Source organism: Pseudomonas sp. NPDC089401 (genome assembly GCF_044749485.1).
GTDB lineage: Bacteria > Pseudomonadota > Gammaproteobacteria > Pseudomonadales > Pseudomonadaceae > Aquipseudomonas.
In genome coordinates, this window is record NZ_JBIVIA010000006.1 from 49,810 (window position 1) to 71,215 (window position 21,406).

Sequence of the window (21,406 nt, forward strand, 5' to 3'; positions counted from 1 at the left end):
TATCCCTGTGGGAGCGGGTTTACCCGCGAATGGGCTGCGTAGCAGCCCCGGGGCCTTGACGGTCAGCGCTTGGCGTATTGCAACACCACTTCCAGCGGATGGCGCATCTGCCGCTCGGTCATGCGCTTGACCTGGCTGCGGCACGAATAGCCTGTCGCCAGCGCCTCGCCCTCCTTATCCAGCTTGGTCGCCCACGACTGTTCGAAGATGGTTCGCGAGGTTTCCTGATTACGCGCCTCGTGCCCGTAGGTCCCGGACATGCCACAGCAACCGGTCGCCTCGGTCACAAGCTTCAGCCCCAAGCGCGCGAACACCTGCTCCCACTGTTTGGTACTGGCCGGCACGTTGGTCTTCTCGGTGCAGTGCGCCATCAGGCGGAAGGTGCCCGGCGCGGTCGGCGCCTGCTCCGGCAGCACGTTCATCAGCCACTCCTGGGGCAGTTGCACCTGCGGGCAGCCTTCCAGGCCCGGCACCTTCTGGTACTCCTGGCGGTAGACCAGGGTCATCGCCGGGTCCAGGCCCACCAGCGGCACGCCGCAATCGGCCAGGGCCTTGAGCTGGGTGGCGTTGCGGATCGCCGCCTTGGCGAAGGCACCGAGGAAGCCCTGCACGTGCAGCGGCTTGCCGTTGGCGCTGTACGGCGCCAGGAACACCCGGTGGCCGAGGCGGTGCGCCAGTTCGATGAACGCGGCCAGCAGCGGCGTCTCGAAGTAGCGGGTGAAGGCGTCCTGCACCAGCACGATGCTGCGCTCGCGCTGGGCCGGGGTCAGCTCGCGCAGGGCCGGCACGCTGGCCACGCCGACGCGGCAGCGGGTCAGGGTCGACTGGAAGTTGAAACGACTGATCAGCGGGCTGTCGACCATGCCGACCTTGTCCGCCAGCAGCTTGCCGACCCACTTCGAGCCCATCACTGCGTTGTACAGCCCCGGCGCATGGGCCAGGTACGGGATGGTGAATTCCAGCGACCCGATCAGGTAGTCACGCAGGGGGCGCTGGTAGCGGCCGTGGTACAGCTCGAGGAAGCGCGAGCGGAAGTCCGGCACGTTGACCTTGATCGGGCACTGCCCGGCGCACGACTTGCACGCCAGGCAGCCGGCCATGGCGTCGTACACCTCGTGGGAAAAGTCTTCCTGGCCCTGGCTGCGCGCGCGGTTGTTGCGCAGCCGCGCCGGCAGGCCCTTGAGCCACGACACCTTGTTGCGGGCCGCCGCCAGCACGTCGATGTTGGCCTCGCCCTGCAGGCGCAGCCATTCGCGCATCAGCGAGGCGCGGCCCTTGGGCGAGTGCTGGCGCTCGCGGGTGGCCTTCCACGACGGGCACATGGCATCGTTGGGGTCGTAGTTGTAGCAGGCGCCGTTGCCGTTGCAGTGCACGGCACTGGGGAAGTCCTGCCACACGCGCTCGTCGATGGTACGGTCGAGGTCGCCGCGCAGGGTTACGCCATCCACGGGGGTCAGGCCTTCGGCACTGTCCGGCGGGGTGCAGATCTTGCCCGGGTTGAGCTGGTTGTGCGGGTCGAAGGCGCCCTTCAGGCGCTGCAGCGCCGGGTACAGCTCGCCGAAGTACTCCGGCACGTACTCCGAGCGCAGGCCCTTGCCGTGCTCGCCCCAGAGCAGGCCGCCATAGCGCTTGGTCAGCGCCGCCACGGCATCGGAAATCGGCTTGACCAGCGCGGCTTGTGCCGGGTCCTTCATGTCCAGCGCCGGGCGCACGTGCAGCACCCCGGCATCGACGTGGCCGAACATGCCGTAGGCCAGGCCGTAGCCGTCGAGCAGCGCGCGGAAGTCGGCGATGTAGTCGGCCAGTTGCTCAGGCGGTACGGCGGTGTCTTCGACGAACGGCTGCGGGCGCACTTCGCCCTCGACGTTGCCGAGCAGGCCCACCGAGCGCTTGCGCATGGTGTAGACGCGGGTCACCGCCTCGGCGCCTTCGGCCAGGGTGTGGCCCAGGCGCTCGACGCTGGTGTCGTTCTGCAGGTGGTCGATGAACCCCTGCACCCGGGCATTGACCTCGGCCGGCTCATCGCCGCAGAACTCCACCAGGTTGATGCCCAGGGTCGGGCGCTCGGGGTCGGCCGGGAAGTATTCGGCGACGCTGTGCCAGACGATGTCCTTCATCGCCAGCATCAATACCTTGGAATCCACCGTCTCGATCGACAGCGGCTTGAGCGCCATCAGTGCATTGGCATCGCGCAGGGCATCCATGAAGCTGGTGTAGCGCACGTTGACCAGCACGGCGTATTTCGGGATCGGCAGCACATTGAGCTTGGCCTCGACCACGTAGCCCAGCGACCCCTCGGCGCCGCACAGCACGCTGTTGAGGTTGAAGCGGCCCTGCTCGTCGCGCAGGTGCGCCAGGTCGTAGCCGGTCAGGCAGCGGTTGAGCTTGGGGAAGGTGCTTTCGATCAGCTCGGCCTGGGTTTCCTGGATCTCCCGGGCCATGCGGTACACCTCGCCGGCCCGGCCGGGCGCGGCGCAGGCCTGCTCCAGCGCGGCGTCGTCGAGCGGCAGGCTGTGCAGACGTTGACCACCGAGCAGCACGCTGTGCAGTTCCAGCACGTGGTCGCGGGTCTTGCCGTAGGTGCAGCTGCCCTGGCCACTGGCGTCGGTGTTGATCATGCCGCCGACAGTGGCGCGGTTGGAGGTGGACAGCTCGGGGGCGAAGAACAGCCCGTGGGGCTTGAGCGCGGCGTTGAGCTGGTCCTTGACGGTACCGGCCTGGACCCGCACCCAGCGCTCCTCGACGTTGATCTCGAGGATCTGGTTCATGTGCCGCGACAGGTCGACGACGATGCCGTCGGTCAGCGACTGGCCGTTGGTGCCGGTGCCGCCGCCGCGCGGGGTCAGCTTGACCTCCTTGAAGCGCGGCTCGCCCATCAGCGTGGCGACCCGCGCCACGTCGTCGGCGTCCAGCGGGAACACCGCCGCCTGGGGCAGGCGCTGGTAGATCGAGTTGTCGGTGGCCAGCACCGTGCGGGTGCCGTAGTCGGCGCTGACCTGGCCGCGGAAGCCACTGGCGCGCAGGGCTTCGAGGAATTCGGGATAGTTGGCGCTCGGCGCAACGGTCGACAGCTGGGCGATCATCGAAGGATGGCCTCTTGATATGGGCTAATTCACGGAAATCCTGTCACCCCGGCATGCATGGGCCCATGCGGGGATGACGTATGGGCCAATGTTCCTGTAGTTTCACGCCAGGGGCAAACGGATAATCCTGCCGCTATCAATGACTTTTATGAATGAATTACCGCCACCTGACCCCATCGATGTCGCTGCTGCTGGCCTTCGAGGCTGCTGCCCGGCATGAAAGCTACACCCGCGCCGCCGTCGAACTGTCGCTGACCCAGAGCGCGGTCAGCCGCCAGGTGCAGGCGCTGGAGCAGCAACTGGGCCTGACCCTGTTCCGCCGCGAGGGCCGTCAGGTGCAGCTGACCGATGTCGGCCGGCTGTACCAGCGCGAGCTCAGCGAGGCCCTGGGGCGCATTCGCAGCGCCACCTTGCAGGCCCTGTCCTACCAGTCCGGGGTCGGCACCCTGCGCCTGGCCACCCTGCCCACCTTCGGCTCGAAATGGCTGCTGCCGCGCCTGCATGCGTTCTACAGCGCCCACCCGGGGATGCTGGTGCACATCCATTCGCGGATCGAAGCGATCAACTTCGATACCAGCGAGATCGACGCCGCCATCGGCGTCGCCAGCCACGACCTGCCGGGGCTGATCTGCCATCGCCTGCATGCCGAGGAACTGGTGGTGATCCTGCCGCCGCAGGCCGGTGGCGATGCCCAGGGCTGGGCACCGGCGCGCATCAGCGAAGAGGTGTTGCTGAACGTGGCCAACAACCCGCATGCCTGGGGCGAGTGGTTCTCGCACCATGGCCTGCCGCACCGGGCGATGCGCCTGGGGCCGAGCTTCGAGCTGACGTCGCACCTGATCCAGGCGGTACGGGCCGGGATCGGCATCGGGCTGGTGCCGCGGATCCTGGTGGAGGAGGAACTGGCCAAGGGTGAGCTGTTCAGCCCGGGGGCAGCCTTTGCCAGCCAACGCAGTTACTACCTGATCTACCCACCGCGCAATGAGGCATTGCCTTCGTTGCGGGCCTTTCGCAGCTGGTTGCTGGAACAGATCTGAAACCTGACCCGGCCTCTTCGCGGGTAAACCCGCTCCCACAGGGGGCTCATCATTCTTGAGAGATACGCAGTACCTGTGGGAGCGGGCTTGCCCGCGAAGAGGCCCGAACAGACAAAGAAAAACCCGATGCCAGTCACCTGCCATCGGGTTTCTTCAATCCACTCAAGACTTACTTGGCAACGCTACCGGCAGCCCCATTGGCCTGCGGACGGCTACGCCCCTTGAGCATGTACGCCAGCAGCATCACCACCAGCCACACCGGCATCGCATACACCGACACCTGGATGCCCGGAATCATCAGCATGATGCCGAGGATCAGCACCACGAAAGCCAGCACCAGGTAGTTGCCGTACGGGTACAGCAGCGCCCGGAACAGCGGCTTCTGCCCGCTGCGGTCGAGGTGCTGGCGGAACTTCAGGTGCGAGTAGCTGATCATCGCCCAGTTGATCACCAGGGTCGCGACCACCAGCGACATCAGCAGCTCCAGGGCGTTGGCCGGCATCAGGTAGTTGAGCAGCACCGCGATCAGGGTCACCGCCGCCGACACCAGGATCGAACGCACCGGCACACCGCGGCGATCGACCTTGGCCAGCGCCGCCGGGGCATCACCCTGCTCGGCCATGCCCAGCAGCATGCGGGCGTTGCAGTAGGTGCCGCTGTTGTACACCGACAGCGCCGCGGTCAGGACCACGAAGTTCAGCAGGTTGGCCGCCACGTCGCTGCCCAGCAGCGAGAACACCTGGACGAACGGGCTGCTGCCGTAGCTGCCGCCGGAGGCATCGATGCTGGCCACCAGGCTGTCCCATGGGGTCAGCGACAGCAGCACCACCAGGGCGCCGACATAGAAGATCAGGATGCGGTAGATGACCTGGTTGATCGCCTTGGGGATCACGGTCTTCGGCTTGTCGGCCTCGGCAGCGGTAAAGCCGAGCATTTCCAGGCCGCCGAAGGAGAACATGATGAACGCCAGGGCCATCACCAGCCCGCTGACACCATGCGGGAAGAAACCGCCATGGCTCCACAGGTTGCTGATCGACGCATCAGGGCCACCGTTGCCGCTGGTCAGCAGGTAGGCGCCCAGGCCGATCATGCCCACCACCGCCGCGACCTTGATGATGGCGAACCAGAACTCGGCCTCGCCGAAGAACTTCACGTTCATCAGGTTGATGGCATTGATCAGCAGGAAGAACGCCGCCGCCGTGACCCAGGTCGGGATCTCAGGCCACCAGTAGTGCACGTACTTGCCCACCGCCGACAGTTCCGACATGCCCACCAGGATGTACAGCACCCAGCAGTTCCAGCCCGACAGGAAGCCGGCGAAACCACCCCAGTACTTGTGCGCGAAGTGGCTGAACGAGCCGGCCACCGGCTCTTCGACGATCATCTCGCCGAGCTGGCGCATGATCAGGAAGGCGATGAAGCCGCAGATGGCGTAGCCGAGGATCATCGACGGGCCGGCGGATTTCATCACCCCTGCCGAGCCGAGGAACAGGCCGGTACCAATCGCGCCACCCAGGGCGATCAACTGGATATGGCGGTTCTTCAGACCGCGCTGGAGTTCGCCTGTAGGCATGTTTTGTCCACTCATGAACGAAGTCACCTGCATTGTTTTTATCTGTGACGGAATCGGACCCACCGCGCTCGTGGCGCAGCGGAATGGGCAAGGTGGTTACCTTGGGTTCTTGCCGACGGGTGCCGCCAGGGCGAATCAACCGGGGAGTGGCAAGAGTGCGCGGTACGCAAGGGGGTCACAGGTAAAACGCGGCGCACTGTATACCCCTGCAAACGCGCAGGCGTCAACGCGTTGCGTCGTTTCCTCGGGAAAAAACGCAGCGATCCTGTGGTAGGAGCCTGAAAAGGCGGAGTGATCGGCGTACATGGCGCCTCCATTTGTTGTTTTGTCAGCGCGACTCTGCGGACGGCTGTTGCACAGGGCAATGAGCGCTATATCACCGTGGTACGGGGCTTTGGGCAAGGGTGGGCGGGCTGGGAGCGAGGATGCGGGGGCGCCGGGTGCGGCAAGTTCTGTTTACAGCGGTAGGAAAAATCCCAAACACGGGCCCATTGCTGGCGGATTTGTACAAATTTCTTTACAGAGCGGTTCGAGAACTTGCCAGTCGTCCGAAAATTTCTTTGCCTTCAATATCTTGGCCAAAAAAAAGCCAGCCCGAAGGCTGGCTCTCACTCACCGCGCAGACTCGATCAGCCGCGTGGCTTGCCGCGACCACGGCCTGCCGGCTTGTCGCCATCAGGCTTGCCGGTGCGCTTGCGCATCTCGCTCGGACGCTCGGCCACGGCGCTGCCGCGGCCGCCCTTGCGCGGGGCTTCTTCGCGCGGCTGACGCGGCTGGCGTGCCGGGCGCTCGGCAGGGGCAGCGGCAGCCGCGCCGTCGTGGGCCGGGCGCAGGCTGCGTACGCGCTCGTTGCGGCCCATCGGCCGGCTCGACTTGCGCTGCAGGCGCTCCATCTTGTCCTTGGCCTTGAGGTTCAGGGTCGGCAGCGCCACCGGCTGCAGGCCCACTTCCGCGGCCAGGATGTCGATCTCGCCCTGGGTCATTTCACGCCAGCGGCCCATCGGCAGGTCGGAGTTGAGGAACACCGGGCCGAAGCGCACGCGCTTCAGGCGGCTGACCACCATGCCCTGGGACTCCCACAGGCGACGCACTTCGCGGTTGCGGCCCTCCATCACCACGCAGTGGTACCAGTGGTTGAAGCCTTCGCCGCCCGGGGCCTTCTGGATGTCGGTGAACTTCGCCGGGCCGTCTTCGAGCATCACGCCCTGCTTGAGGCGGTCGATCATCTCGTCGTCGACTTCACCGCGCACACGCACGGCGTACTCGCGGTCCATCTCGTAGGAGGGGTGCATCAGGCGGTTGGCCAGTTCGCCGTCGGTGGTGAACAGCAGCAGGCCGGTGGTGTTGATGTCCAGGCGGCCGATGTTGATCCAGCGGCCTTCCTTCGGCCGCGGCAGGCGGTCGAACACGGTCGGGCGGCCTTCCGGGTCGTCACGGGTGCAGATTTCGCCGTCGGGCTTGTTGTACATGATCACCCGGCGGGTGGCCTCGGCGGCCTCCTCGCGCTTGATCAGCTTGCCGTCGACGGTGATGGCGTCGTGCAGGTCGACGCGCACGCCGAGGGTGGCGGCGACGCCGTTGACCTTGATGCGGCCCTGGCTGATCCAGGCCTCGACGTCACGGCGCGAGCCCACGCCGATGCGTGCCAGCACTTTCTGCAGCTTTTCGCCGGATGGAGGGGTGTATTCGGTTTCTTGCAGGTCTTGCTCACTCATCTGGGCACCTCCCGGTGTAGGAATGAAAACAGGTTTCTGGCGACGAGCGCGCCAAAAGGCCGCGCATCATACGCGGTTCGGTGGGGGAACGCACTGGAGGGTAGAGGGTTTTGTGGGCTTTTGGGATGAATTCTGCCTAATGGTGATGTGTGGGCAGTGCCGGCCCTTTCGCGGGTAAACCCGCTCCCACAGGGACAGGTGATAACCCTGTGGGAGCGTGTTTACCCGCGAAAGGGCCGGAACAGACAGCAGAAGATTCAGGGCTCCAACTTGCCCTCTTCCTCCAGCGAAACCTCAGGCTCTTCCTCGCGAAGGTCATCGAAATCCGTCTTCAAGCCTTCTTCCATCTGGTCCAGTTCCACCAGCAGGCTGCGGAAGCTGGTCTCTTCCTTCGGCTCGGCCACTGCCTCTTCTTCCCCCAGGCTGGCATCGGCCAGCGCCTGCAGGTGCGCCGGCACCGGCGCGTCATCAGGGTCGAGCACTGGCTCCGGCTCCATCTCGCGCAATTCGGCCAAGGCCGGCAGCTCGTCCAGGCTCTTGAGGTTGAAGTGGTCGAGAAACGCCTTGGTGGTGGCGAACATCGCCGGCCGCCCAGGTACTTCGCGGTAGCCGACCACACGGATCCACTCGCGCTCCATCAAGGTCTTGATGATGTTGCTGTTGACCGCCACGCCCCGCACGTCCTCGATCTCACCGCGGGTGATCGGCTGGCGGTAGGCGATCAGCGCCATGGTTTCCAGCAACGCACGGGAATAGCGCTGGGGGCGTTCCTCCCACAGCCGGCCGACCCAGGGCGCGTAGGTTTCGCGGATCTGCAGGCGGTAGCCGCTGGCGACCTCCTTGAGCTCGAAGGCGCGGCCTGCGCAGGACTTGCCGAGCACCTCCAGGGCCTTCTTGAACACCTTCGGCTCCGGGCGCTCGGCCTCCTCGAACAGCTCGTACAGGCGCTCGAGGGACTGCGGCTTGCCCGAAGCGAGCAGAAAGGCTTCGATCAGCGACGCCAGGTCGCGGGGTTCATTCAGATTCATCGGGTTCTTCAGCAGACTCGGGGCGCAGCCGCACGTGGATCGGCGCAAAGGGCTCATTCTGCACCAGTTCGACCAGCGATTCCTTCACCAGCTCGAGAATCGCCATGAAGGTCACCACCACGCCGAGCTTGCCCTCCTCGGCCGTGAACAATTCGACGAACGGCACGAAGGCGCCGCCCTTGAGGCGCTCCAGCACATCGCCCATGCGCTCGCGGGTCGACAACGTCTCGCGGGTGATCTGGTGGCTCTCGAACAGGTCGTTGCGACGCATGACCTCGGCCATGGACACCAGCAGTTCTTCCAGGCTGACCTCGGGCAGCAGCTTGCGCACCTTGGCCTGTGGCGCCTCCAGGCGCGGCACGACAGTCTCGCGGCCAACCCGCGGCAGGGCGTCGATGCCCTCGGCGGCGGCCTTGAAGCGTTCGTACTCCTGCAGCCGACGGATCAGTTCGGCGCGCGGGTCGCCCTCCTCTTCCTCGACCTCGGCCGAACGCGGCAGCAGCATGCGCGACTTGATTTCGGCGAGCATGGCGGCCATCACCAGGTACTCGGCGGCCAGCTCCAGGCGCACGCTCTTCATCAGTTCGACATAACCCATGTACTGGCGGGTGATTTCCGCCACCGGGATGTCGAGGATGTCGATGTTCTGCTTGCGGATCAGGTACAGCAGCAGGTCCAGCGGGCCCTCGAAGGCTTCGAGGATGACTTCCAGGGCGTCCGGCGGGATGTACAGGTCCACCGGCATCTCGGTCAGGGCTTCGCCGTAGACCAGCGCAAGCTGCAACTGCTGCGGCGAAACGACCTCGTCGGCCGGCGCCTCGAGCATTTCCACCTGGCTCACGCGCTGGCCATGAATGGCGTGGGGTCGCCGCAGCCTTCGCGGATCAGTTCAGGCTCGTCGCCGGACAGGTCGATGATGGTCGAGGCCTTGAGGTCGCCGAAGCCGCCGTCGATCACCAGGTCGACATGGTGCTCCAGGCGCTCGCGGATTTCATAGGGGTCGGTCATCGGCTCGTCGTCGCCCGGCAGGATCAGGCTCACGCTCATCAGCGGCTCGCCCAGTTCGGCCAGCAGCGCCAGGGTGATGGCATGGTCCGGCACGCGCAGGCCGATGGTGCGGCGCTTCTCGTGCAGCAGCAGGCGCGGCACTTCGCGGGTGCCGTTGAGGATGAAGGTGTAGGGGCCGGGCACATGGGCCTTGAGCAGGCGGAAGGTGCCGGTGTCGACCTTGGCGTACAGCCCCAGTTGCGACATGTCGCAGCACATCAGGGTGAAGTTGTGGGTCTTGTCCAGCCCGCGCAGGCGGCGCACCCGTTCGATCGCCGCCTTGTCGCCGATCTGGCAACCCAATGCGTAGGACGAATCGGTCGGATAGACCACCACGCCACCCTTGCGGATGATCTCCACGGCCTGGCGTATCAGGCGCGGCTGTGGGTTCTCCGGATGAATCTGGAAAAATTGGCTCACGAAGTCGTCCTGTTCATAGCGCCATAGGCTGTTCATGTCGGAATCGACGCCACAGAGGTGGCAAGTCCTCGGGCAATGGCCGGTAGGCACCGATCTCGCCCCAGGTGCCGGGGCCGTGGAAATCGCTGCCAGCGCTTGCCAGCAGGCCGAACTCACGGGTAAGGATGGACATCGTGCCCACCTGCTCGGCCGGCATCATCCCGTTGACCACTTCAAGTGCCTGCCCGCCTGCCTGAATATAGTCGGCAATCAGCCGTCTGCGCTTGCTGCGGGTCAGGTCGTAGTGCATCGGATGCGCCAGGCTCACCCAGGCGTTGGACTGGCGCAGGGTGGCGACAGTTTCGTCAAGGGTCGGCCAGTGCAGCTTGACGTCGCCAAGCTTGCCGGCCCCCAGCCACTTGCGGAAGGCTTCGCCGCGGTCCTTGACGTAGCCGGCCTGCACCATGAACTCGGCGAAATGCGGCCGTGCCGGGGCGTTGCCGCTGTCGCCCAGCGCCTGCTGCACGGCGCGGGCGCCATCGAGGGCGCCGGGCATGCCCTTGGCCGCCAACCGTTTGTCGATTTCCTCGGCGCGCAGCCAGCGACCGCGGTGCAGGGCCTCGACGGCGGCGAGCAGCGGCGGCGCGTCGAGCGGGAAGTCGTAGCCCAGCACGTGGATGGTGGCGCCGCCCCAGGTGCACGACAGCTCCACCCCGCTGACCCAGCGCATGCCGCGCTCAAGGCAGGCCTGGCGCGCCTCGGGCAGGCCTTCGAGGGTGTCGTGGTCGGTCAGGGCCAGCGTTTGCACCCCGTGCTCGTGGGCCCGGGCGACCAGGTCCGTGGGCGCCAGGGCGCCGTCGGAGGCCGTGCTGTGACAGTGCAGATCAACATTCATGGAGGAGCGCTTTCGCTGGATTCGATGTTTGTTATTATGCCGTCACATCCCGATTCTGGCTGCCATTGTGAAACAATTCATCGATTTCATCCCGCTGCTGCTGTTCTTCATCGTCTACAAGCTCGACCCGCGCCCCATGGAAGTCGCCGGCCACAGCTTCGAATTCGGCGGCATCTACAGCGCCACGGCCATGCTCATCGTCAGCTCGCTGGTGGTCTACGGCGCGCTGTTCCTGCGCCAGCGCAAGCTGGAGAAGGGCCAGTGGCTGACCCTGGTCGCCTGCCTGGTGTTCGGCGGGCTGACCCTGACCTTCCACAGCGAGACCTTCCTCAAGTGGAAGGCGCCGGTGGTCAACTGGCTGTTCGCCCTGGGCTTCGCCGGCAGCCACTTCATCGGTGACCGGGTGCTGATCAAGCGCATCATGGGCCACGCCCTGAGCCTGCCCGATGCCGTGTGGACCCGCCTGAACCTGGCCTGGATCGCCTTCTTCATCTTCTGCGGCGCGGCCAACCTGTTCGTCGCCTTCACCTTCCAGAGCTTCTGGGTCGACTTCAAGGTGTTCGGCAGCCTGGGCATGACCGTGATCTTCCTGGTGGCGCAGGGTGTGTACCTGTCGCGCCACCTGCACGACGACCCTTCCACCACCAAGACCAAGGATTGACATGCTTTACGCCATCATCGCCAGCGACGTCGCGAATTCCCTGGAAAAACGCCTGGCCGCGCGCCCGGCGCACATCGAGCGCCTGCAGCAGCTCAAGGCCGAAGGCCGCGTGGTACTGGCCGGGCCGCACCCGGCCATCGACAGCAACGACCCGGGTGAAGCCGGCTTCAGCGGCAGCCTGATCGTCGCCGAGTTCGACTCCCTGGCCGCCGCCCAGGCCTGGGCCGACGCCGACCCGTACATCGCCGCCGGCGTGTACGACAAGGTCATCGTCAAGCCCTTCAAGCAAGTCCTGCCCTGACCCGCAACCGGGTTGCCCGCGAAGGGCGCGACGCGGTGCCCCTGCTCAAATTGCACGGACTCCCTCAGACTGCGGTATCTTTGCCAGCGGCGGACACAGAAGACGCCGTCAATGGTTGAATTGAGTGAGTCATGAGCGAGCTGTTACTGATTGATGATGACCAGGAACTCTGCGAGCTGCTCGGCAGCTGGCTGACCCAGGAAGGTTTTGTGGTGCGCGCCTGCCACGATGGCCAGAGCGCGCGCCAGGCCCTGGCCGAACAGGCGCCGGCGGCCGTGGTGCTGGATGTGATGCTGCCCGACGGCAGCGGCCTGGAGCTGCTGAAGCAGCTGCGCAGCGAACATGCCGAGCTGCCGGTGCTGATGCTGTCGGCCCGCGGCGAGCCGCTGGACCGTATCCTCGGCCTGGAGCTGGGTGCCGACGACTACCTGGCCAAGCCCTGCGACCCCCGCGAGCTCACCGCGCGCCTGCGCGCCGTGCTGCGCCGCAGCCACCCCACCGCCACCGCCACCCAGCTGGAGATCGGCGACCTCGCCTTCAGCCCGGTGCGCGGCGTGGTCAGCATCGATGGCCGCGAAATGAGCCTGACCCTTTCGGAAAGCCGCATCCTCGAAGCGCTGCTGCGCCAGCCGGGCGAGCCGCTGGACAAGCAGGAACTGGCGCAGATCGGCCTGGGCCGCAAGCTGACCCTTTACGACCGCAGCCTGGACATGCACGTCAGCAACCTGCGCAAGAAGATCGGCCCGCACGCCGATGGCCGGGCACGGATCGTCGCGCTGCGCAGCCGCGGGTATTACTACAGCCTGTGACTGGGTTGGGAATGCTGGGGCTGCTTTGCAGCCCTTTCGCGACACAAGGCCGCTCCTACAGCAGCCCTTTCGCGACACGAGGCCGCTCCTACAGGCTCCCACCGATCATCTTTACCCTGCCTTTACCCTCCGCTGACTGCGCTTGACCTCCATCTCCCTAGACTGAGCTCATCCGGTAAACACCGGCCCATGACAGGAGAGACACCATGCGCAAGACCCTTATCGCCCTGATGTTCGCCGCCGCCCTGCCGACCGTGGCCATGGCCATGCCTGAAGGCGGCCCGCGTCATGACGGCCCGCATCACCGCGGTGACGCGCCTTTCGCCCAGCTCGACCTGAGCCGCGACCAGCGCCAGCAGATCGGCCACCTGATGGGCGAGCAGATGAAGCAGCGCCGCGACATCACCGAGCATTACCTGGACAAGCTGCCGGCAGCCGACCAGAAGGCCATGAAGGACGAGCTCAAGGCCAGCCACGACAAGACCGACGCCCAGGTCCGCGCGCTGCTCAAGCCTGAGCAGCAGAAGAAGTTCGACGAAATGCAGAAGCAACGCGAAGCCCGCAAGGCTGAATGGAAAGAGTTCCAGGCCTGGAAAGCTGCAAAAGCCGCCAAGGCCCAGTAAGCTGCCTGCCCAATGCCCGGCCCGCCCTCCAGCGGGCCGGGCTTTTCCCGTTTACAGGAGGTGCTCTTGCGTTCTCTGTTCTGGCGCATCCTGGCGAGCTTCTGGCTGGCCATCACCCTGGTCGCCGGCCTGTCGATCCTGCTGGGCCACATGCTCAACCAGGACGCCTGGATCCTCAGCCGCCATCCCGGTCTCAAGACCCTGGCCAGCCATTGGGCAAAACACTACGAACAGGAAGGCCTGGAAGCGTCCCAGGCGTTCCTGGAGCGGCGCAAAGAGCGCTTCAAGATCGACGTGCAGGTGCTCGACGACAGCGGCGAAGCCCTGGTCCCGGGCACCTTCCCGCGCCGCGCCGCCGCCTTCGAGGCGCGCCAGCACAACGACGAACGCCGTCTGCCCTGGCGCCGCCTGACCGAGGAGTACACCAGCCCCGACAGCGGCGAAACCTACCTGCTGATCTACCGCATCCCGCACCCTGAACTGGACGCCTGGCACCGTGGCAGCCTGCTCTGGCCGCTGAGCGCGCTGGGTATCGCGCTGGTGGTGCTGACCTTGTTCAGCCTGCTGGTGACCCTGTCCATCACCCGCCCGCTGAGCCGCTTGCGCGGTGCGGTGCACGACCTGGGGCAGGCCAGCTACCAGCAGAACAGCCTGGCCCGCCTGGCGGCCCGGCGCGACGAGTTCGGCGTGCTGGCCAAGGACTTCAACAAGATGGGCGCACGCCTGCAGAGCCTGATCGGCAGCCAGCGCCAGTTGTTGCGCGACGTCTCACACGAGCTGCGTTCGCCGCTGGCCCGGCTGCGCATCGCCCTGGCCCTGGCCGAACGCGCCGAGACCGAGCAGCGCCAGGCCCTGTGGCCGCGCCTGACCCGCGAATGCGACCGCCTCGAAGACCTGATCAGCGAGATCCTGACCCTGGCCCGGGTCGATGCCGAGCAGGCCCATGCCGAGCCGGTCGACCTCAACGCGCTGCTCGGCAGCGTGCGCAAGGATGCCCAGCTCAGCGCGCCGGACCAGGAAGTGAAGCTGGAGGCGCAGCCGGGCCTGACGCTGCAGGGTTGGCCGACGCTGATCGAGCGGGCCGTGGACAACCTGCTGCGCAATGCCCTGCGCTTCAACCCGGTGGGGCAGCCGATCGAAATCAGCGCGACGCGTGAGCAGGAGAACATCGTGCTGAGTGTACGCGACCATGGGCCGGGCGCGGCGGCGGAGCACTTGGCGCAGTTGGGCGAGCCGTTCTTCCGGGCGCCGGGGCAGGACGCGGCGGGGCATGGGCTGGGGCTGGCGATTGCGCGCAAGGCGGCGGAGCGCCATGGCGGCTCGCTGGTGCTGGAGAATCACCCACAGGGCGGGTTCGTCGCCCGACTGGAGTTGCCATTGACGGTGGTGACCGGCAGTTGAAGTGATGTTGGGTTCGCCGGCCCTTTCGCGGGTAAACCCGCTCCTACAGGGATCACTTAGGCTTGACGCCTGCACGGTACCTGTGGGAGCGGGTTCACCCGCGAAGAATCCAGCGCGTTATTCGCCCCAGACGCTGACGTACTCGGCCGTCTCCAGAATCGGCGCCGTACGCGGCTCGTTCAGCGGCGTACCGACATACAGGTAGCCAATCAGCTCCTCGTTCTCGGCCAGCCCCAACCCCTTGTGCACATGGGCATCGAAGGCCATGTCCCCGGTCCGCCACACCGCGCCGATACCCTGGGCATGCGCCGCGATGAGGATGCCGTGGGCCGCGCAGCCCGCCGCCAGGCGCTGCTCGGACTTGGGCACCTTGAAGTGATCCTGCAACCTGGCAACCACCACGATCAGCAGCGGTGCCCGCAACGGCATGGCACGCGCCTTGTCCAGCGCGGCCTGGCTGGCGTCACCCTTGTGCTGCAGCGCGTCGGCGAACAGCTCACCCAGCTTCTCGCGGCCCTGACCCTCGATGGTCAGGAAGCGCCACGGCCGCAGCTGGCCGTGGTCCGGTGCGCGCAAGGCGGCCTGGAACAGCGCCTCGCGCTGGGCCTCGTTGGGTGCTGGGTCGGTCAGGCGTGGCACGGAAACACGGTTGAGCAATGCGTCGAGAGCCTCCATCGGCTACCCTCCTGGCAGGTGAATGTGCGGCCATTCTAGCGTTTACATCACCAGACCCATAGGTAGAATGGCGCCCTTCCGTTTCGAGTCAGAGCAGATCACATGGCGTTGCCGACCTTAAGGATCATTGGTTTCATCATCGGCATCTTCCTGATCACCCTCGCCGTCGGCATGGCCGTGCCCATGGCGACCCTGGTGATCTTCGAGCGCACCGGCGACATGCCCTCGTTCCTCTGGTCCAGCCTGATCACCTTCGTCGCCGGCCTGGCCATGGTCCTCCAGGGCCGCCCCGAACACGTGCACCTGCGCCCGCGCGACATGTACCTGCTAACGGTCAGCAGCTGGGTGGTGGTGTGCATCTTCGCCGCCCTGCCGTTCCTGCTGACCCAGCACATCAGCTACACCGACGCCTTCTTCGAGAGCATGTCCGGCATCACCGCCACCGGCGCCACGGTGCTCAGCGGGCTGGACAACATGTCGCCGGGCATCCTGATGTGGCGTTCGATGCTGCACTGGCTTGGCGGCATCGGCTTCATCGCCATGGCGGTGGCGATCCTGCCGCTGCTGCGCATCGGTGGCATGCGCCTGTTCCAGACCGAGTCGTCGGACCGCTCGGAAAAGGTCATGCCGCGCTCGCACATGGTCGCCAAGTCGATCGTCGGTGTGTACGTGGGCTTCTCGATCTTCGGCGCGCTGGCCTTCTGGTGGGCCGGCATGAGCCCGTTCGACGCCATCAACCACGCCATGTCGGCGATCTCCACCGGGGGCTTCTCGACCTCCGACCAGTCCCTGGCCAAGTGGGACATCCCGGCCGTGCACTGGGTCGCGGTGGTGGTGATGATCCTCGGCAGCCTGCCGTTCACCCTGTACGTGGCGACCTTGCGCGGCAACCGCAAGGCGCTGATCCGCGACCAGCAGGTGCAGGGCCTGCTGGGCATGCTGGTGGTGACCTGGATCGTGCTGGGCACCTGGTACTGGTACACCACCAACCTGCACTGGCTCGACGCCCTGCGCCACGTGGCGCTGAACGTGACCTCGGTGGTCACCACCACCGGTTTCGCCCTGGGCGACTACAGCCTGTGGGGCAACTTCTCGCTGATGCTGTTCTTCTACCTGGGCTTCGTCGGTGGCTGCTCCGGCTCAACCGCCGGCGGTATCAAGATCTTCCGCTTCCAGGTCGCCTACATCCTGCTCAAGGCCAGCCTCAACCAGCTGATCCACCCCCGCGCGGTGATCAAGCAGAAATACAACGGCCACCGCCTCGATGAAGAGATCGTGCGCTCGATCCTGACCTTTTCGTTCTTCTTCGCCATCACCATCTGCGTCATGGCGCTGCTGCTGTCGTTGCTCGGCGTGGACTGGATGACCGCGCTGACCGGTGCCGCCGGCACCGTCTCCGGCGTCGGCCCGGGGCTGGGCGAGGTGGTCGGGCCATCGGGCAACTACTCGACGCTGCCGGATGCCGCCAAGTGGGTGCTGGCCGCCGGCATGCTGCTCGGCCGCCTGGAAATCATCACGGTGCTGGTGTTGTGCATGCCGGCGTTCTGGCGCCACTGACCTCGACCGGCTCGGCGCCCAGGCGGCGGGCGCGGTATTCGCTCGGGGTCTCGTCGAACCAGCGGCGAAACGCCCGGTAGAAGTTGCTCGGGTCGGCAAAGCCCAGCAGATAGGCGGTTTCCAGCAAGGTCATGCCCGGCTGGGCCAGGTATTGCTCGGCCAGCTCCCGGCGGGTGTCGTCGAGCAGGGTCTGGAAGCTGGTGCCCTCTTCCTGCAGGCGACGCTGCAGGGTGCGCTGGGACAGGTGCAGGGCCTGGGCCAGGGTTTCGCGCTTGGGCTCGCCTTGCGGCAGGATGCGGCACAGCACCTGGCGGACCCGGTGGGTCACGCGGCTTTCCGAGAAGCGCGCCAGGTACTCGCCGGCAAAGCGGTCATGCAGGATCGCCATGGCTTCGTTGGCGGTGGGCAGCGGCGCCTCCATGTCGGCCCGCTCGAACACCAGCGCATCGTGCGGCGCGCCGAACACCAACGGTGAATGGAACGCGACCTTGTAGGGTTCGATATCCTTCGGCTGCGGCCCCTGCACCAGCACCCGGCGTGGCTGCACCGGGCGGCCGCTGAGCCACTTGCACAACGCCAGGGCGCAGGCCAGCGACGCTTCGGCACTGTGCCGGGTCGGCGGCAGGTGATCGCCATGCACGGTAAGGATCAGTGAGTAACCCTCGGCGCCGAGGGTGAAACTCAGGTCGGAGCTTTCGGCGATGATGCGCTGGTAACGCACCAGCCGCTCGAAGCCTTCGGCCAGGGTGCGGCTGGACATCAACGCGTAGCCGACCACATGGAACGACGCCGGGCGCACCACCCGCGCCATGTTCAGGCCGATCGCCTCATTGCCCGACAGCTCGACCGCGAGCTGCCAGAGGCGGGTCATGGCGTCTTGCGGGAAGCGGGCATCCGGGTCGTCGAGTGCCGCGAAATCCAGGCCGAGCTGCTTGAACATGGCCGGGCAATCGAGCCCTTCCAGCTCCAGCGCCTTGACGATCCCTGATGCCCAGCTGGCTGACGTGGTTCTTTCACTCATGACAGGCTTCTTGTACTGACCGCTTCGTGCGGTGAATCCCAAGGATACTCAATTGGCGCCCATTGTCACTGGCCGGGCCCGCCAATGACTCTAGACTCGATTCAGGCTCCACGCCGTGTATCCTGTCCAAAAGTGATAATCCCGGAGCACTGCCCATGACCAGCACTAGCCCGTTCCGCAGTTTCGCCGAGTTCTATCCGTATTATCTGGGGGAGCACAACAACCCTACCTGCCGGCGCTTGCACTTTGTCGGCACCAGCCTGGTGATCGCCTTGCTGGCCTACACCATCGGCAGTGGCAAGTGGCTGTTGCTGCTGGCAGTGCCGCTCTGCGGGTACGGCTTCGCCTGGGTCGGGCATTTCTTCTTCGAGAAGAACCGACCGGCCACCTTCAGCCATCCCTGGTACAGCCTGGTCGGTGATTTCGCCATGTTCCGCGACATCCTGCTCGGCAGGATCAGCCTGTAGCCGGCGGCAACCGCCGGCTCAGGCCGGCTCGCGCAAGGCAGACGCCTGTTCGGCCTGACGCGCCTGGGCATCGGCCAGCCGATACAGCTCGATGCTGCCATCCCAGTGCTCGATCAGCGCCGTGCACGACTCCACCCAATCGCCGCAGTTGAGGTACTCCACCTCCCCCACCTGGCGAATTTCGGCATGGTGGATATGCCCGCACACCACCCCGTGGAACCCCCGGCGGGTGCATTCGTGGGCGATGGCGTCCTCGAAGTCGCTGATGAAGTTCACTGCGCCCTTGACCTTGTGCTTCAGGTACGCCGACAACGACCAGTAACCGTACCCGTAACGGGCCCGCCAGTGGTTGAGCCAACGGTTGAGCACCAGGGTGAACTCATAGGCGCGGTCACCGAGGAAAGCCAGCCAGCGGTGGTAGCGGGTGATCACGTCGAACTGGTCGCCATGGATCACCAGCAAGCGGCGGCCGTCGGCGGTCAGGTGTTCGGCCTCGTCCACCAGATGGATGTTGCCGAGCATCAGCTTGGAATAGCGGCGCAGGAATTCGTCGTGGTTGCCGGTGACGTAGATCACCTCGGTGCCGCGCTTGCTCATGGTCAGCAGGCGGCGAATGACGTTGGTGTGCGCCTGCGGCCAGTAGATGCCGCCGCGCAGTTTCCAGCCGTCGATGATGTCGCCGACCAGGTAGATGCGGTCGGCCTGGTAGCCCTTGAGGAACTGTGACAGGTGTTCGGCCTGGCAGTCCCGGGTGCCCAGGTGCACGTCGGAGATCCACAGGGTGCGCACGCGCTGCTTGCGCGACGGGCGTGAGAGTTCGGCATGGCTCATGGGCGGGCTCCGGCGCTGTTTGCTGGAGACTGGCAGGCACAGATGACAGGTTGGTGGCAATGCCGTGACGAGTGATGGCGTGCGCGCGATGGGGCACAATGGAGCACAGCCCACGAGGACACCCCATGGCCGGCCAGATACTTTCCTTGCGCCACTACCGCGACGAGCTGATCGCCCACAGCCACGAACACCCGCAACTGGTGTTCGGCCTGCGCGGCCGCCTGGAGTTCGAGGTGCAGGGCCAGGGTGCCAGGGTTGCCCGCCAAGGCCTGGTCGTGGTGCCCGCCGGTGCCCATCACACCTGCGGCAGCGATGGCGGCAGCGACTGCCTGGTGCTGGACGTGCCGGGTGAGCCTTGGCTTCACGAGCAACTGGGTGCCCACGCCGAGGCCAGCCGACGCCTGCTCGATCAGCCGGGGGCACGGGCGCTGGATGAGCGCCAGCAGCAACTGGTGGACTGGCTGGCGAGCAGCCCCATGGGCGACCCGCTGATTGCCCGGCAAGGCGCGGTGTTGCTGCTGGCCAGCCTCAACCCCATGGCCTCGGCCGTGGTCACGCCCAGCCAGCGGTTGCCCTATGCCGCGTTCGATGCACATATCGAGCGGCAGGCGGCCTATCCGCTGCAAGTCGCCGACCTGGCGCGGATTGCCGGGCTGTCCACGGCACGGCTGCATGCGCGGTTCAGCGCTGAATGCGCGATGACACCGATGGACTACATTCGTCAGCGGCGGTTGCTCAAGGCGCGGCGGCTGGTGGTGCAGACGTTGCTGCCGATGGGGGAGATCGCGGCGCAGGTGGGGTATGGCTCGCAGAGTGCGTTTTCGGCGGCGATGCTGCGGGCGTTCGGGTGCTCGCCCTTGGCCTTGCGGCGCGCGTCTGGCGACAACTGACGGCAGGATGGCGACAGAACATGTTGGCCTGACGCCTTACACTGCGCCTGTGCCGGCCCTTTCGCGGGTAAACCCGCTCCCACAGGTATCGCATCGCATTCAGGGGCTGCACAGTACCTGTGGGAGCGGGTTTACCCGCGAAAGGGCCGGCACAGCCAGTAGAGATCTTGAGCAAGGACCCACCATGAACCACCGCACCGCCCTCGGCGCCCTGCACATCGGCGCGCTGTTCTTCGGCCTGACCGGCGTCTTCGGCAAACTCGCCGCCAGCGCCAGCCCGGCCATCATCGTCTTCGGCCGCGCCGCCTTCGCGGTCATCGCCCTGGCCCTGTTCGCCAGCCTCACCGGCCCCGGCTGGCGCCGCCTGAGCGGCCAGGACGCGCGTCGCCTGTTGCTCGGCGGCGTGCTCCTGGCCGGCCACTGGGTCAGCTTCTTCATCGCCGTGAAGGTCGGTGGCGTGGCCATCGCCACCCTGGGTTTCGCCAGCTTCCCGGCCTTCACCGTGATCCTCGAAGGCCTGCTGTTCCGCGAGCGCATCCGCCGCAACGAAACCGTGCTGGTGGTGCTGGTCAGCATCGGCCTGATCCTGGTCACCCCCGCATTCGACCTGGCCAGCCAGGCCACCGGCGGCCTGCTCTGGGCCCTGCTCTCGGGCCTGCTGTTCTCGCTGCTGTCGCTGACCAACCGCGCCGGCTCCGGGCGCCTGCCTGCGGTGCAGGCGGCGCTGTGGCAGAACCTGGTGGTCGGCCTGTGCCTGTTGCCGTTCGCCGCCCCGGGCCTGGGCCAGGTGGCCGCCATGGACTGGCTGTGGATCGCCCTGCTCGGCATCTTCTGCACCGGCGTCGCCCACAGCCTGTTCGTCGCCAGCCTGGCGGTGATCAAGGCCCGCACCGCCGCCGTGGTGTTCGCCATGGAGCCGATCTACGGCATCGCCGTGGCCTGGGCGGTGTTCGCCGAAACGCCAAGCCTGCGCATGTTGCTGGGCGGCGTGCTGATCATCTTCGCCATCGTGCTGTCCAGCCGCATGGCCGCCGAACAGCCGCCCCGGCCCAAGACCGTGGCCGAGGGCGCCTGATCAGCGATCGTTGTGGCCGAGGTCACGTTGCGGGTCGATCCGGTCGCGCACCCGCTGCTTGAGCACCTTGGCCTCGGGGAAGCCGCCGTCGGCCTTGCGCTCCCAGATCTGCACGCCATCGCAGGTGATGCGGAAGTTGCCGCCGGTGCCGGGCTCCAGCGCCACCCGGCCGAGGTCGTCGGCGAAGGTGCTGAGCAGTTCCTGGGCCAGCCAGGCGGCGCGCAGCAGCCATTGGCACTGGGTGCAATAGGTGATGACAATTTCGGGTTTGCTGTCTGCCATGGTCGGGGCATCTCCGGGTGAGGGGCCGCTTATACT

Annotated in this window: 21 protein-coding genes; 10 read left to right on the plus strand and 11 right to left on the minus strand. The window is 66.2% G+C overall.

What is annotated here, in order from left to right; all coding sequences use genetic code 11:
- Positions 1-62 precede the first annotated feature (62 nt).
- A complete protein-coding gene (locus ACIP21_RS15235) occupies positions 63-3,083 on the minus strand; it encodes an FAD-binding and (Fe-S)-binding domain-containing protein (protein WP_400688833.1) in 3,021 nt (1,006 codons plus the stop codon).
- 152 nt (positions 3,084-3,235) lie between these two features.
- Here ACIP21_RS15235 and ACIP21_RS15240 point away from each other — a divergent pair, with 152 nt between their 5' ends.
- A complete protein-coding gene (locus ACIP21_RS15240; protein ID WP_400688835.1) occupies positions 3,236-4,120 on the plus strand; it encodes a LysR substrate-binding domain-containing protein in 885 nt (294 codons plus the stop codon).
- Positions 4,121-4,289: 169 nt separating this feature from the next.
- On the opposite strand, the gene ACIP21_RS15245 is transcribed toward ACIP21_RS15240, so the two are convergent.
- The 6 genes from ACIP21_RS15245 to ACIP21_RS15270 form a co-directional block, all read right to left on the minus strand.
- On the minus strand, positions 4,290-5,708 hold the full coding sequence (locus ACIP21_RS15245; protein ID WP_400688838.1) for an amino acid permease: 1,419 nt from the start codon (positions 5,706-5,708) through the stop codon (positions 4,290-4,292).
- Positions 5,709-6,322: 614 nt separating this feature from the next.
- Entirely contained in the window at positions 6,323-7,408 is a 1,086-nt protein-coding gene (rluB, locus tag ACIP21_RS15250; RefSeq protein WP_400688841.1) for a 23S rRNA pseudouridine(2605) synthase RluB, read from the minus strand.
- 257 nt (positions 7,409-7,665) lie between these two features.
- The gene (gene scpB, locus ACIP21_RS15255) at positions 7,666-8,436 is read right to left on the minus strand and encodes an SMC-Scp complex subunit ScpB (RefSeq protein ID WP_400688843.1); all 771 of its coding nucleotides are present in this window, start codon (positions 8,434-8,436) and stop codon (positions 7,666-7,668) included.
- Positions 8,423-9,148, minus strand: a complete 726-nt coding sequence (locus ACIP21_RS15260; RefSeq protein ID WP_400689484.1) for a segregation and condensation protein A — start codon at positions 9,146-9,148, stop codon at positions 8,423-8,425. Before ACIP21_RS15260 ends, scpB begins: the two co-directional genes overlap by 14 nt.
- Positions 9,149-9,273: 125 nt before the next feature.
- Positions 9,274-9,903 carry an L-threonylcarbamoyladenylate synthase gene (locus ACIP21_RS15265; RefSeq protein WP_400689487.1) on the minus strand — a complete coding sequence of 210 codons (630 nt, stop codon included), beginning with the start codon at positions 9,901-9,903 and terminating at the stop codon, positions 9,274-9,276.
- Positions 9,904-9,916: 13 nt separating this feature from the next.
- On the minus strand, positions 9,917-10,777 hold the full coding sequence (locus ACIP21_RS15270) for a PHP domain-containing protein (RefSeq protein WP_400688846.1): 861 nt from the start codon (positions 10,775-10,777) through the stop codon (positions 9,917-9,919).
- 67 nt (positions 10,778-10,844) lie between these two features.
- On the opposite strand from ACIP21_RS15270, the gene ACIP21_RS15275 reads away from it, so the two are divergent.
- From ACIP21_RS15275 to ACIP21_RS15295, 5 genes are all read left to right on the plus strand, one after another.
- Complete coding sequence (locus tag ACIP21_RS15275; RefSeq protein WP_400688849.1) at positions 10,845-11,438, plus strand: septation protein A; 594 nt, start codon at positions 10,845-10,847, stop codon at positions 11,436-11,438.
- A 1-nt stretch (position 11,439) separates the two neighbouring features.
- Positions 11,440-11,739, plus strand: a complete 300-nt coding sequence (locus tag ACIP21_RS15280) for a YciI family protein (RefSeq protein ID WP_008091826.1) — start codon at positions 11,440-11,442, stop codon at positions 11,737-11,739.
- A 131-nt stretch (positions 11,740-11,870) separates the two neighbouring features.
- A complete protein-coding gene (locus ACIP21_RS15285) occupies positions 11,871-12,548 on the plus strand; it encodes a response regulator transcription factor (RefSeq protein ID WP_400688852.1) in 678 nt (225 codons plus the stop codon).
- Between the two features lie 206 nt (positions 12,549-12,754).
- Positions 12,755-13,171 carry a Spy/CpxP family protein refolding chaperone gene (locus tag ACIP21_RS15290; protein ID WP_400688854.1) on the plus strand — a complete coding sequence of 139 codons (417 nt, stop codon included), beginning with the start codon at positions 12,755-12,757 and terminating at the stop codon, positions 13,169-13,171.
- A gap of 60 nt (positions 13,172-13,231) precedes the next feature.
- Positions 13,232-14,572, plus strand: a complete 1,341-nt coding sequence (locus tag ACIP21_RS15295) for a sensor histidine kinase (protein WP_400688857.1) — start codon at positions 13,232-13,234, stop codon at positions 14,570-14,572.
- Between the two features lie 117 nt (positions 14,573-14,689).
- Here ACIP21_RS15295 and ACIP21_RS15300 read toward each other — a convergent pair whose 3' ends face one another.
- Positions 14,690-15,247, minus strand: coding sequence for a nitroreductase family protein (locus ACIP21_RS15300; protein WP_400688859.1), 558 nt, complete (start codon positions 15,245-15,247; stop codon positions 14,690-14,692).
- A gap of 102 nt (positions 15,248-15,349) precedes the next feature.
- On the opposite strand from ACIP21_RS15300, the gene ACIP21_RS15305 reads away from it, so the two are divergent.
- Complete coding sequence (locus ACIP21_RS15305) at positions 15,350-16,804, plus strand: TrkH family potassium uptake protein (protein WP_400688862.1); 1,455 nt, start codon at positions 15,350-15,352, stop codon at positions 16,802-16,804.
- On the opposite strand, the gene ACIP21_RS15310 is transcribed toward ACIP21_RS15305, so the two are convergent.
- Entirely contained in the window at positions 16,761-17,825 is a 1,065-nt protein-coding gene (locus tag ACIP21_RS15310; RefSeq protein ID WP_400688865.1) for an AraC family transcriptional regulator, read from the minus strand. The genes ACIP21_RS15305 and ACIP21_RS15310 overlap by 44 nt on opposite strands.
- Positions 17,826-17,980: 155 nt before the next feature.
- On the opposite strand from ACIP21_RS15310, the gene ACIP21_RS15315 reads away from it, so the two are divergent.
- Complete coding sequence (locus ACIP21_RS15315) at positions 17,981-18,292, plus strand: Mpo1-like protein (RefSeq protein WP_400688868.1); 312 nt, start codon at positions 17,981-17,983, stop codon at positions 18,290-18,292.
- A gap of 18 nt (positions 18,293-18,310) precedes the next feature.
- On the opposite strand, the gene ACIP21_RS15320 is transcribed toward ACIP21_RS15315, so the two are convergent.
- Positions 18,311-19,123 carry a UDP-2,3-diacylglucosamine diphosphatase gene (locus tag ACIP21_RS15320; protein ID WP_400688870.1) on the minus strand — a complete coding sequence of 271 codons (813 nt, stop codon included), beginning with the start codon at positions 19,121-19,123 and terminating at the stop codon, positions 18,311-18,313.
- A gap of 125 nt (positions 19,124-19,248) precedes the next feature.
- Here ACIP21_RS15320 and ACIP21_RS15325 point away from each other — a divergent pair, with 125 nt between their 5' ends.
- Together ACIP21_RS15325 and ACIP21_RS15330 are read left to right on the plus strand one after the other, a co-directional pair.
- Positions 19,249-20,013 (plus strand): AraC family transcriptional regulator, encoded by a 765-nt coding sequence (locus ACIP21_RS15325; protein ID WP_400688873.1) that lies wholly within the window; start codon positions 19,249-19,251, stop codon positions 20,011-20,013.
- 184 nt (positions 20,014-20,197) lie between these two features.
- Positions 20,198-21,088, plus strand: coding sequence for a DMT family transporter (locus ACIP21_RS15330; protein WP_400688875.1), 891 nt, complete (start codon positions 20,198-20,200; stop codon positions 21,086-21,088).
- On the opposite strand, the gene ACIP21_RS15335 is transcribed toward ACIP21_RS15330, so the two are convergent.
- Entirely contained in the window at positions 21,089-21,370 is a 282-nt protein-coding gene (locus tag ACIP21_RS15335) for a SelT/SelW/SelH family protein (RefSeq protein WP_400688878.1), read from the minus strand.
- Between the last annotated feature and the right edge of the window lie 36 nt (positions 21,371-21,406).